Annotated in this window: 11 protein-coding genes; 3 read left to right on the top strand and 8 right to left on the bottom strand. The window is 57.0% G+C overall.

The window, feature by feature from the left end; translation table 11 throughout:
• Both J2046_RS04950 and J2046_RS04945 read right to left on the bottom strand, forming a co-directional pair.
• Entirely contained in the window at positions 1-909 is a 909-nt protein-coding gene (locus tag J2046_RS04950) for a carbohydrate ABC transporter permease (RefSeq protein ID WP_210049988.1), read from the bottom strand.
• 2 nt (positions 910-911) lie between these two features.
• Positions 912-1,796 carry a carbohydrate ABC transporter permease gene (locus tag J2046_RS04945; RefSeq protein ID WP_210049987.1) on the bottom strand — a complete coding sequence of 295 codons (885 nt, stop codon included), beginning with the start codon at positions 1,794-1,796 and terminating at the stop codon, positions 912-914.
• A gap of 364 nt (positions 1,797-2,160) precedes the next feature.
• Here J2046_RS04945 and J2046_RS04940 point away from each other — a divergent pair, with 364 nt between their 5' ends.
• Complete coding sequence (locus J2046_RS04940; RefSeq protein ID WP_210049986.1) at positions 2,161-3,069, top strand: helix-turn-helix domain-containing protein; 909 nt, start codon at positions 2,161-2,163, stop codon at positions 3,067-3,069.
• A 108-nt stretch (positions 3,070-3,177) separates the two neighbouring features.
• Here J2046_RS04940 and J2046_RS04935 read toward each other — a convergent pair whose 3' ends face one another.
• The 4 genes from J2046_RS04935 to J2046_RS04920 all read right to left on the bottom strand — a co-directional run bounded on the left by J2046_RS04935 (position 3,178) and on the right by J2046_RS04920 (position 7,567).
• Positions 3,178-4,191, bottom strand: coding sequence for an acyltransferase family protein (locus J2046_RS04935; protein WP_210049985.1), 1,014 nt, complete (start codon positions 4,189-4,191; stop codon positions 3,178-3,180).
• Between the two features lie 52 nt (positions 4,192-4,243).
• Complete coding sequence (locus J2046_RS04930; RefSeq protein WP_210049984.1) at positions 4,244-5,515, bottom strand: O-antigen ligase family protein; 1,272 nt, start codon at positions 5,513-5,515, stop codon at positions 4,244-4,246.
• Positions 5,516-5,522: 7 nt separating this feature from the next.
• The gene (locus tag J2046_RS04925) at positions 5,523-6,773 is read right to left on the bottom strand and encodes a polysaccharide biosynthesis/export family protein (RefSeq protein ID WP_210049983.1); all 1,251 of its coding nucleotides are present in this window, start codon (positions 6,771-6,773) and stop codon (positions 5,523-5,525) included.
• 113 nt (positions 6,774-6,886) lie between these two features.
• Positions 6,887-7,567 (bottom strand): sugar transferase, encoded by a 681-nt coding sequence (locus J2046_RS04920; RefSeq protein WP_210049982.1) that lies wholly within the window; start codon positions 7,565-7,567, stop codon positions 6,887-6,889.
• A gap of 728 nt (positions 7,568-8,295) precedes the next feature.
• On the opposite strand from J2046_RS04920, the gene J2046_RS04915 reads away from it, so the two are divergent.
• Together J2046_RS04915 and J2046_RS04910 are read left to right on the top strand one after the other, a co-directional pair.
• Entirely contained in the window at positions 8,296-8,589 is a 294-nt protein-coding gene (locus J2046_RS04915) for an exopolysaccharide production repressor protein (protein ID WP_210049981.1), read from the top strand.
• A gap of 93 nt (positions 8,590-8,682) precedes the next feature.
• Entirely contained in the window at positions 8,683-9,687 is a 1,005-nt protein-coding gene (locus J2046_RS04910; protein WP_210049979.1) for a glycosyltransferase family 2 protein, read from the top strand.
• Here the strand turns inward: J2046_RS04910 and J2046_RS04905 are convergent.
• Together J2046_RS04905 and J2046_RS04900 are read right to left on the bottom strand one after the other, a co-directional pair.
• A complete protein-coding gene (locus J2046_RS04905) occupies positions 9,678-10,622 on the bottom strand; it encodes a polysaccharide pyruvyl transferase family protein (RefSeq protein ID WP_210049978.1) in 945 nt (314 codons plus the stop codon). The two genes, J2046_RS04910 and J2046_RS04905, sit on opposite strands and share 10 nt — an antisense overlap.
• Positions 10,623-10,658: 36 nt before the next feature.
• A complete protein-coding gene (locus tag J2046_RS04900; RefSeq protein WP_210049977.1) occupies positions 10,659-11,627 on the bottom strand; it encodes a glycosyltransferase family 2 protein in 969 nt (322 codons plus the stop codon).
• Positions 11,628-12,535 lie beyond the last annotated feature (908 nt).

The following is a 12,535-nucleotide window of genomic DNA, read 5'->3' as shown; positions in this document are numbered from 1 at the left end:
TTATCCTTTGATGCCGCCGGACGAGATGCCGTCGATGAAATATTTCTGCGCGAGGAAGAAGACGGCGAGCGCCGGCGTCAGCGTCAGGACGGACATGGCGAGCACGCGATTCCATTCGAACGCTTCCGTGGTGTCGATCGAGAGTTTCAGCGCCAGCGAAACCGGATATTTGTCCACCGACGAGATGTAGATCAGTGGCCCCAGGAAGTCGTTCATCGTCCACATGAACTGGAAGAGGCAGACGGAGATCAGCGCCGGCATGAGCAGCGGCACGACGATAAAGATCAGCGCCTGCCACGTGGTGGCGCCATCGACGCGGGCGGCTTCTTCCATGTCGCGAGGAATGGCGCGCAGGAACTGCACAAGCATGAAGACGAAAAAGGCGTCTCCTGCAAAAGCCGAGGGTACCCACAGCGGCAGAAAGCTATCGAGCCATCCGAGGTCGCGGAAGAGCAGGTATTGCGGAATGCGGGTGACCACGTTTGGCAAGAGCAATGTCGCGATCAGCGAGGCGAAGAGCAGCTTCTTGAACGGAAATTCAAAGCGAGCAAAACCGTAGGCGACTGCCGTGCATGAGATGGCCGTGCCGATCACTTTGGGGACGACGATCCAGAGCGTGTTCAAAAAGAACGTGCCGAAGGAATAGGGCGTCGACGTCTTCCAGCCCTTGATATAGCCGTCAAGTGTCGGATTCTTGGGCCAGAACCCGGGATTGGCAAAGATCTCAGAATTGGTCTTGAAGGATGCGCCGATCAGCCAGATCAGCGGATAGAGCATCAGCAGGCCCACTCCGGCCAGCAGCGCATAACGAAATGCCACGCTGAGCCGATGGCTGCGCATTTCGCGTGCGTTCACGGTGTCAATGTCGCCGACCGTGGGCGCGGTATTGGAAAGCACGTGTTCGGTCATGATCAGCTCCTCTTGTCGCCGGCGTAGTAGACCCAGTGGCGCGAGGACCAGAAGGCCGCGAGAGTGAGCAGCATGATGATGACGAAGAGGACCCAGGCGATTGCCGAGGCATACCCCATGTCGAAACGCTTGAAGGCCTCATCATAGATATAGAGCGGCAGGAGATAGGTGGATTTCAGCGGGCCGCCTTGCGTGATGATGTAGGGGCCGTTGAACTCCTGGAAGGCCTGGACCATCTGCATGATCAGGTTGAAGAAGATGACCGGTGTGATGAGCGGCAGAGTGATATAGACGAAGCTTGTCCAACGGCCGGCGCCGTCGATCGCGGCAGCCTCATAAAGCGTCCTGTCGATGCTCTGAAGTGCGGCCAGGAAGATCACCATCGCCGAACCAAACTGCCAGAGCCTCAGCAGAGTGATCGTGAACAGCGCATTGGTCGGATCGCCAAACCAGTTGACGGATTCGAAGCCAATCAGGTTCAGGCCCATGTTGACGAGGCCGACATCCGCAAAGATATAACGCCACAAGACGGCGATCGCGATCGAGCCGCCGAGGATGGACGGCACGTAATAGGCCGTGCGGAAGACGTTGATGAATTTCAGCTTGTAATTCAGGATGACCGCCATGAAGAGCGCGAAGGCGAGCTTCAGCGGCACGGTCGTGAAGACGTAGACGAGCGTCACCCAGAGCGATTTGCGGAAGGTCCGATCGTTGGTGAAGAGTTTGATGTAGTTCGCCAAGCCGGTGAAGATCGGCTCGTTCATCAGGTTATAATTGGTGAAGCTCAGGTAGAACGATGCCACGAATGGAAGGGCCGTGAAGATCAGCAGCCCGATGACGTAGGGCGATAGATAAAAAAGACCCAGGAACCGGCTTTCTCCGCTCATGCCGCTGTCCTCGACTTTGCCAGCGCTTCGGCCTCCCGGTGCTGGGATCTATCGATGATCTGGCAGGGGGCAGAAATCCGGATGAGCAGGGCGAACGTTCTGCCCTGGGCAAGGTCGCCCATGAGTTTCGCCGGCCCGTTGCGCGCGCCCCTGCCGAGGGCAATATTAAACGAAGAGATACTTCCCTTATTGTGCATCGTATTTTTGGCACAGAAATCCCGCGGCGCCCGCAACGACTGCGGGCTCCTGAAAAATCTAACGCCATTTCCTCCCAATCCGGCCTTCAAACGTGTTGAGGTCTTGGTTCCCGCACTGATAATCTCATCTTGTCGGAGAGATCAAATCGACAAATTCGGGGAAAAAGATGGACAAAATTGAAGGTAGCGTGCTCGCCGGGATTCCGATGGGTGCACTTGCCCTGACACTCACGCGTTCAACCATAAGGATGCAGCACTCCCACACCTGGAGCGTCGACAAGTCGAACAGTGTCCATGATCTCATCATCTGCCTGACGGGCTCGGCGCATTACGAGGTGGACGGAGAGGCAATCCTCATGTCGCCGGGTCGGGCGATGCTGTTGCCGGCGGACACGCACTTCATCGGCTATTCGACCTCGAAGGAGCCTTATACGGGAATTGCCCAACACTTCATGCTCGACCTCTTCGGTCGGCTGGACATGATCTCCCAGATGCATCTCAAGCGGTCCGTTGCTCTCGCCCGCTGGGATATGATCGAGCCGCTGACGCGCTACTACCACGACAATTCGCCGCCCTATTCCACCACACTCCTGCAGCATCATCTTTTCATGTTCCTTCTGATCGAATTCATCGAGCAGGCACATATCGGATGGCGAGAGCAATCGGTCGGTAACGTCAACAATCCCGACGCGCTTTCATTTTCCATCATGGTAGCGGCAAGTCAGATTGCCGCCGATCCGCTCAACGATCAAATCGTGGAACGCGCTCTGAATTCGGCGCCTTATAATCTCGACTATTTCAAGCGCGAGTTCCGCAAGCGCGTTGGATGGACCCCGGACAAATTCCAGGAATTCAAACGGATGGAGAGAGCCATGGGGCTGATGGCTGGCGGTTGCAGCGTCAAGCGCGCGGCAGAGCTTTCGGGATATTCCGATGCCTATTATTTCTCCCGCATGTTCAAGCGCTATATCGGCATCAGCCCGCTTGGTTATCAACAATCGGAAAAACGCAACCGTGAAGGCGCATTTCCGCGAGGCGAAGAGGACGGGCAGCTCCTTTATCCCCTGCCACGATGAGCTCAAGGGTCTGTGGGGTCCACGAAGAAACGGATTGGTCTCAATTCGGTATGAGATAAAAAGTCTAGGCTTGCCACAAGCTGCGGCCTGAGTATTTCGAAGCTCAGTTCATCTGGCCGGCCGACGGATCGGAAGACGCCAGAGAGAGGACCTTTTCCCCTTGAGAAGGAATTGAACGGGCCTTTCCAGGCACTCGTAGCCGGCGACGCCCACGAGTGTACCGAGTACGACGGCTGCAAAAAGGATTGCCGGAGCCGCGAGCGATAACGAGACGCCAACCTGTGCCACGACGGAAACGGCGAAAGTATGCCAGAGATAGATGGAATAGGAGCTGTCGCCGAGATAGGTGAGTGCGGGAAGCTTCGGCAGCTTACCGCTGGCTTCAACGGCCAGCGCTCCTGACACGAGCATCACCGCCAGCGGTCCACATGACCAGGCATCGAATTCAAGCTTCAGCAGATGGATCGCAGTAAAGCCTGCTATCGACGCGCCTACGAGAAAAAGGCCGATCAAGGGGGATGGTAAATATCCGCCGCGCCACAATTTTGCGAGCGCCGCTCCGGCGACGAATTCGAGGATGACCGGTGCCGTATAGAAGCCGATGATCGGGCTCGCCGGCTGCAGCAAGGCTCCGGCGGCGACAAGCAGGCCGAACAGGACGGCCAGGGCCGGGAGCCGTGAGGCGGGTTTCAGAAACAAGATCAGCGCGAATACCGCATAGAAGAAGATCTCGTAGTTCAGCGTCCACCCCTGCACCAGTACCGGCCATAGGTTTCCCGAACTTGGAGACGTTACCGGGATGAAGAAGAACGATCCGAGCATATGCTCGAGGTTGAGTTTCAGGTTCGGGAAAAGCCCGATAACCGCACCGATGATCATGACCGCAGTCGCGGCCCAATAGGCCGGTGCGATGCGCTGAAGGCGGCTACGGAAGAAATCGGCGGGGCTGACTGGCCGGCTGTCGCTGAGAGCCACCATGATGAAACCGCTGACCACGAAGAAGACATCGACGCCGGCCGCGCCGATCGTGAAATGCAAGCCGGTGCGCTCGCCGGCATGAAAGATCACGACGGCGATCGCTGCGAATGCCCTCAGGTACTGAATTGAGTAGAGCGTCTGCATCCTGGGTATCCTTCAGCGCGGGGTTTAGGCGGTCCGCGCCCCCGATAAGCGTTCAGCCCGTATGGGCGCTGTTCAGACTGGAAACATATTGATCGAAATAGGATCGGGAGAGGCGGGCCTGCACGATCGTCAGCTTCCCGACGGCAAAATAGAGGAGGAACGAGCCGATATGATAAGGATGCATGATGTCGATCTCGACAAAGGAACGGACCAGCAGCAGGCTGGCTATGCCGAAGAGGAGAAGCGATCCGGGGTTCCTGTCGATGGTAAACAGTCGTCTCAGGTGACTAACGACGGTTGTCAGTAGAATGAGGGCAAGCAGAAGCGTGCCGCCCAATCCGGTTTCCACCATGGCTTCGATATAGGTGTTGTGGAAATGGAAGCCGCTTCGCGAGGCGATGTAGAAATCCTGCCACAATCGTTCCGCTTCGGAAAACCCCGGCACCCAATAGGCCTGATAGCCGATTCCGAAATAGGGGTTATCGCGAGCTGCGGCAATGCCTTGTTGCCAGAGATAGGTTCTGCCGGTCAGGGTCGAATCCTTGCCGAAGACGGAGAGGATCACATCCATCGCGCCGAATTGCAGTGCCCCAACTCCGACGACTGCCATTATGATCAGGGACGCGGCGAAGAATACCCGCCGGTTCTGTGGCGTAAAGAACATGATGACCTGCATACCGACACAGAGAGCCACGGCACCAAGCGTCGTAATGACGGATGTTGCCGATTGTGACGCCGCGAGCGAATAGACCGAAAGCAGGCCGATCAGGCCGGAGGCGATGAACCAGAGACCGCGCGCCCGGAAGATCAACACCGTTGCATAGGAAAAGAAAACGCCGAGCGAAGCATAAAGGCCGAGCTGATTCTTGGAGGAAAAGGCGCCGACGAAGCTGTAAGTGCCATCAAGCGAATCGTAGAGATAGGTGCCGAACAGAAGCGAATACAGCAATACCAGCCCGCATCCAGCGACGGCGCCGCGCGACAGAGTGGCGACGGTCATCGTCCGCATTGCGATCAATGCGCAGATGATGTGCGTCAGATACTGTACGGATGCACGCATCGATACCGGAGGAGCCGCCGACCAGAACACCGACAGGAAACAGAACAGCGCGAAGGAGAATACCCACAGGTATCGGAAGGAGTTGCCGAGGACGCGGCGATAATCGATCAGAACGAGCGGAAACCAAACGGCATAATAGGCCAGGATGGAAACCTGCCCCAACCGGCTCGAATAGGCGAACACGAAGAAAGAAAGCGCGATCGCAGCCACGCCGTAGACTTCATTGCGGGCCGGATCGATCAGCGCAGATTTGGCAATCCTCATGCACGCCTCATTGCATCAAAAGCTCGGAACTGACCTTGATGACATCGCCGGGCAAGAGCCTGTCGTTCTCGCTCACCATGACTTCCTTCGGCCCTTCTCCTTGGTCCCGCACCACGACATATTTGATGGTGGCAGCCTTGCCGGTGGGATCGAATTTCAGCGCTTCAGCGGATTGGGCCAGCGCTTCCGACATCAATTCGCGGCTGGTGCCGAGCTGCAGCCCGAGTTTTTCGAGCTCGGCTTCGGTATCCTGCAGTTCCTTGGCGCGTTGCGCCTCCCAGTCATTACGCAGATTGATTTCGTCCTGATTGGCCTGATTGATGTCCTGCTTGGCGCGAAGTGCTGCCGTATCCGTATCCAGCATGTTCGATTCGAGATCGGCTGCCCGCTCCTCGGCCGTCAGGCGCCGGCTGGAAGTGGCAAGGCCTTGTTCGGTCAGCCTGGCCATCTTGTCGCGGTCCTCGGCGACAAGCTGCAGCCGACGCTTTTGTGTCTCGGACTTCTGGGCTAGCGATTGGACTTCCTTTTCGAGCAGTTCCCTGAGATCGGCCAATGCTTTCAATTGAGTTTCATAACGATCCCGCCGGGATTTCATGAGCGCCGCCTCGCTAGCGATAAGCTGGTCGGCATTTGCGACATTCTGAAGCTCCGGCGGGACCTTCAGTTCATCGGCGCCGGCGACTTCCGCAAGCAGGCGGGCGCGACGGGCAAAAAGTCGGCTCCGACCGGAATCATAGACAACCGCGTCGCCGCGAGCATTGATGAAATCGCGGGCGAAACGTTGTCCCGCATCGGACCGGCGGAGCCCGCCGGCGAGGCTGACGGCCTTCAGAACCGTCAGGTTGGGGCCATAGGGATATTCGCCGGGCCTATCGACATCACCGGTTACGAAAACCGGGCGGAACTCAGCGATCTCCACCGAGGCCGATGGCAAATTGCGTAACGCGAACTTGCTGCGCAGCTCTTCACCGATGGCTTTTGCCACGTCGGAGGTCGTCTTTCCCGCAGCTGCGAGGTCGCCGATGAAGGGTAGCGAGAGGGAACCCGTTGGCCCGATCGTATAATCGCCGCTGATCGCGTCCCAATTTCGGACAGTGCCCTCGGCAGGCTGCCATTCAGCCACCCGAATGCGCAGCTTGTCCATAACACCGAGTTGATATCCGGTTTCATCCGCTGCGGCGCTTTCCGTCGATATGACAAGAAGCGCTCCAACCAGAAAGCATAAAATCCTCCATGCGGAGGCGGTTCGTATCTGCATTTGACTTTTCCTCAAATCGCGCGGTTGCGTCCACGCTTGGGGAGCATCATTTTTCCGAAACCGGCCGCGGACAGGGATTTCGGATTTCTTCTGTGGCAAGAGAAGGCGAACGATCAGTAGCTGCCGCGTGCCAGGCAAACGGCGGGAATCGTTTTCGCAATGATTGCGAAGTCGCCGAGAAGCGACCAGTTCTGGACGTATTGGGTATCGAAAGCGATGCGGGTTTCGTAGGAGACATCGTTGCGGCCGCTGATCTGCCAGAGACCCGTAAGCCCCGGACGGGTCCGAAGGTAATAAGCGGCAAAGCTGTCGTAGAGGTTCAGTTCCTCATCGACGACGGGTCTTGGACCGACCACGCTCATTTCACCTCGAACAATGTTGATGAGCTGCGGGAGTTCATCGAGGCTGAGTTTGCGTAGCACTGTCCCAACAACCGTCACGCGCGGGTCGACTTTGAGTTTGCGGGTGGCCCGCCACTCTTCGGCTGCTTGTGGGTTGGCGTTCAGATAGTTTCGCAGGACCTCGTCGCCATTGACAGCCATCGTGCGGAACTTGAGGCATCTGAATGACCGGCCGTTATGGCCTATCCGACGATGCCCGTAGAAGATCGGGCCATTGTCGGAAAACTTCACCAGCGCCGCAATCATCAGAAAGATCGGGCTGAAAAGGATGAGGGCTAGAGCGGCTGCGGTTATGTCGAAGGTGCGTTTTGCCAAGCCACCGGTCGGGAAAGCCAAGTCGGCTTGGTCTGGGCTTGAAAACGGCGAACCTGCCGAACGTGTCGCTGACTTCATAGAGTTAACTCCATTTAGGTTTTGCGATAGTCGGTGCCATTGCGGCGCGTTATTTCGTGCCAATGTGATAATAAGTCTGTGTTCGGAATTTGATGCCAGTCAAATTTTTTGCGCGGGGATTTCCGACTGGCAGCCCCCGCCGGGCGGGCGGCTTGGGAGGACACCGCTTAACTTGAAGGCAGTTGGCTTCTATGTTTGGGAATACTAATTTTCGTATGTAAAATCTTGTCCCCGGTGAATAGTTTTCAGTGGTGTCTGGTTATTTCCAACCCTTCCTCTCGTCGTCGCCCCAGCTACACCCGACCGTGCTTCTTTGAGAGCGGGACCAAAGTAGCTTGCACTTAGGACCAAAGGCCCAGCCCTGCTGCGCCGCAATACAATGCTGCGCTGCAATAATCGTAGATGTGCCGTCTTAAGCTTTGTAACAAAAGTTGATCGCATAACCGGCCACTCTACCCGACGCAACTAGGGAATTGTTCCAAACGCGGCAAAACCGGGCTAAAATGTGGCAAAAACGAGGCGTAAGCATTGTGGTACAGGGGTATCAGGCGCTATGACGAGCTATATTTTCACGGAACTTGCGAAACCTTACGAAAGTTTCACCAATAGCCTGACATAATTGAGATAGGAAACTTGAATCCTCTCCTGCAGGCTCCTATGGTTGTTCCATTGGGAGAGGAGCCGAAAGATCGATGAACTGAGCAAGTTTAAGTTCGGGAGGAGGAAATATGTACGCACCGCGCGTCTTTGTCAGCATGACAGGGGTACTGATCGTTTTTGCGGTGTCTGCGTATTTTATGAGCGGATCATTTTATACGGCGTTTATACAGACATTGATCTGTGCCCTACTTCTGCAGGTCGGTTATTTCATCGGCGTTCTTTACCTGGTGCGTCGCGAAAAGAAGCTTCGCGAAGAGAACATTTCATCAGAGGCGGCCAGCATCAAAAACTCAAAGGACGGCAGTCGACGCGACGGTCTACGCGCCGATGCCGCCCCGAATTTACCCGCCAGTGATACCTGATTTGTCTTGTTCAAGCTTTTTTCAGGAGATTTCACACGAGGGCCATTTTCCTGCGTCCATAGTTCCACCAACCGATGAAGCTTGGAGAGGGCTATGGCTGAAACCACTCACCAGACAATCTGCGTCATCATCGCGGCCAGGAATGCTGCCGAAACAATCGGGGTCGCGATTCAATCGGCGCTGAATGAGATGCATGTCGGCGAGGTTGTCGTGGTCGATGACGGTTCGACGGATGGGACGGCCACGGTCGCACGGCAAGCCGATGACGGATCGGGTCGCCTGACCATCGTTTCCTTCGAAAAAAATCGTGGTCCTTCGGCTGCCCGCAACCACGCCATTACGATATCGCGCGCCCCGCTGATCGCCATCCTCGATGCCGACGATTTCTTCTTTCCCGGCCGTTTCGCGCCAATGCTCGAAGAGGATGAATGGGATCTCATCGCCGATAACATCGCCTTCATCTACGAGCCAACTGAAGTCATTCATCCAGAGCGCTTCGAGACGAGGGCGCGTACAATGTCACTGACCGAATTCGTCGAGGGGAATATCTCGAAGCGCGGCGTGAAGCGCGGGGAGACCGGTTTCCTGAAACCGATGATACGTCGGAATTTCCTGGACGCTCATGGGCTGCGTTACAAGGAGGAGATGCGGCTTGGCGAGGACTATGATTTCTATGTCCGGGCATTGGCAAAAGGCGGCCGCTACAAGGTGATCGAGCATTGCGGCTACGGCGCCGTGGTCCGGCAGGATTCGCTCAGCGGCCGGCACCGCACTGAGGATCTGCGCCACCTCTACGAGGCGGACGAGGCAATCCTCGCCGATCCGGCGCTTTCCCAGGCCGCCCGTGCTGCTGTCCAGCGCCATCGCGACCATGTCCGCGGCAAATACGAGTTGCGTGCCTTCCTCGACGTCAAGTCGCAAGCCGGCAAGTTCGCCGCGATTCGCCATATCCTAACCCGCCCGCAGATGTTGCCGGCGGTGGCGACAGGCATCTTCCTCGACAAGCTCGATCTCATGCGTTCAAAATCGTCTCCGGCGGTGGTTGAGCCTCCGAGGACGCGCTATCTCCTGCCTGGTATCCCTGCCGTTCAGAAATAGTCGCGGCGGATCCCATCCAGCATGGTGCGGAACTGTTCCTTCCGCTCTTCGAGGACATTATCGGGGCTGAGGCGTGGTTCGCCGCGGCTTGCCTGCCAGAGCGCCAGTACAGAAGGAGAGGCCAGAAACTGCTTGGCCATGCCGCGAAGGCCGGTCTGTGAGGGGGGCCTGCGGGTCATGACTTCGCCTCCCGGGTTTTGCGGCGCCGCCTCGGGGGCGGGCTGCTCCCCGTCGAAGCGCACGCCCCAGAACCGGGAGCGTTTGGCGACTGCCTCTGCGCGGGTGGATACCGGCACATAGCGAGGTTCATAGGTGGTGCCGACGGAGCTTGCCCAGTCGTTCCATTTGAAATTGTTGATCGAACGCGAGGTGCTGACAGCAATCCAGGGAACACGGAAGGCATCCGCCAGGATAGCGCCGTGCATGGATTCGGCGATTATCAGCTCTGACTGGGCAATATGGCGGATGACGGATTTCGCTTCGCCGCGGGGGTCGAGGTAAGCGAGGCCGACCGGCTCGCAAACCGCCTCCCACATGCCGAATTCGGCCGATTCCCAATGGGGAATGAAGGTTTTCCTGTGGATCTTCGGGAGGCTCTGGAATTCCGGCATGTCTGTGATCATCGCCGCCGGATCGGTAATCGCCTTTTCAGGCGGCAGGCCAAGCTTGGCGGCCGTCAACGGACCGCGAACCGCACGCACGTCCCATTCCGCCGAATCGCCGATATCCGGGGGCGTGCCATAACCATAACCGCTGCCCACCACGAGCTTCTTCTGTCCCGCTGGTAACAGGACCGGATTGAGGACAGTGCCGACACCTACGAGCAGTGTTTCCGGATGGACATCCCGGAAGCCGGGCAGCAGTGCATCCCAGAGCCAGAGGTTGAGATCGTCACCGAAATTGCCGTGATGTGATTCCCAGTAGTACGCTTTCATGCGGGCCTCCGTGGGATAAATGATTGAAAATACGAGTTAGCGAGCGCTGCGACCGAATTTTCCGGTGCCGAGTTCGAAGGCTGCCCGAAGCAAGCCAGGATCACGCATCACCCAGCGGGCGAGCAGGCCGAAATCCGGAGCCTCACGTCGTTTCACCCGTCCGGCCTGGCTCCAGAGGGCCTGGCGGCGAGCAGTGTTTTTGTAGGATGCGATCGACGCTACGTCGCCAGGGCGGGAGCGGAAACGCTGTTCCAGCGTGTCAAGCGCAACCCAGGTGTTGAACTGTTGGCGCAGGAACTGCGGTGAGCGGTTGTCGATGCTGTGGAAGATGTTAAGGCCCATGCCGCGGCCCGCACCCGCCTCGTCGCAAAGCAGGGTTCGTTTCGATTTGAGAATGCAGTCGCAGAAGAACAGCACATCTTCCGCAGCCAATCGCAGCGAGGGTTCGAAGCGGATCGTCTCGAAAACCGGCCGCGCGATCACCATGCAGGATAGATGCAGGAAGCTCCAGTTCTTCAGCATCACGCTTGCCAGATTCGACATCTCGATCACGAGGGGATATTCGGACAATCGCGTGCCGCCCTCCGCCTGTTCGAGCTCGGCCATGCCGAAGTGATAGTAGAACTCGTCGCTCGCCTGCATGGAGGCCCAGTAGCACTCGGCATCGAACCGGGTCATGCAGTCAAACGCGTTCTTCAGATGAGCCGGCAGCCAGATATCATCCGAATCGAGAAGGGCGACGAAACGAGTTTCCGCCGGCACGTTATCGAGGCCGGTATTGCGTGCGGCTCCTGGCCCGCCATTTTTCTGGCTGATCACCCGGATGCGCGATTTCCAGGTTTCATCAATGCCTTGAAGCTCCACGTCTGCGGGAAGGGGCGACTCATCATCGACGACGACGATATCGAAATCCTGATAGGTTTGATCGAAGATCGATTTCAATGCGCGGCGAAGAATGCCAGCCTCTCTTTGGTAAAACGGGATAACAACCGTGAACGTCGCCATGCTTTAGCCCCTGCCTCCTTGAAGAATTGCAAGCCACTGACTTTCGCCGGGCTTCGGGTTTAGGCGGCAGCTCGCTGCCGTATTCGACTGACCTCCAGCAACGGGATTTGACCTGTGGCTCCAAATCACGACGTTGAGACCGTCACGCAAGTGCCGACTGGAGCGTGCTATCTAAGACCGCCACATTCAGGCTGAAATTTGTCACCGTGTCCATTCTGGCAAGGCTGCTGACACCGGAAGATGTCGGATCGATGGCCGGAGAGGCGACTTGGCCCGCAGACTAGTCGACGATCACCGCGTTCATGATGGCGCTCGGTATGCATGCTTTCCAGCCTGTCTTGGCCGACGGGTTAACAAATCTTGGATATGGAATGCCGGCTTCGCTGCCACAGGACCAATTTCCGTGCATTGCTTTTCCTGCTTACGGAGCATGCGCCTCTGAATAAAGTTTTGGAGCTTGTCCGACGTCGCCGGATCGGCGATCCAATCAGACGCCTCGCCCGCCTGAATGTGACGCAGATTTGCCCCAATCTCGCCATATTTTAGCGAGGACTGAAACGAGAATGGTAATGGGATACGGATTCCATTGATCGGTTCTCAGTGGGAAAGAAAAATTTTTCCCATGTGCTGCGGCGCAGCATTCTGGACCTAAATCACGTTCGAACTCCTTGGAAATCATAAATACGTGTGAGCGAATTGATGGGGCGTGCCCTCGGCCGTCCGAGCACCGATTATTCTATCATCCATCAATTTTTTGCTGCGCCGCCACATTTTGCGCCAAACTGGGCGTGATCATTTTAGCTGCGGGCCCAAGTCTGCTCTGATTGAAACGGCGGTGAGGGGAGGCGCTGCTCAAAAGGGGTGACTCGTTGACTGTTGATCAGAACATATCCTCCCGTATCAATTTG

This window comes from Neorhizobium petrolearium, from assembly GCF_017873175.1.
Lineage (GTDB): Bacteria > Pseudomonadota > Alphaproteobacteria > Rhizobiales > Rhizobiaceae > Neorhizobium > Neorhizobium petrolearium.
This window is presented reverse-complemented; position numbering and strand designations above follow the sequence as displayed.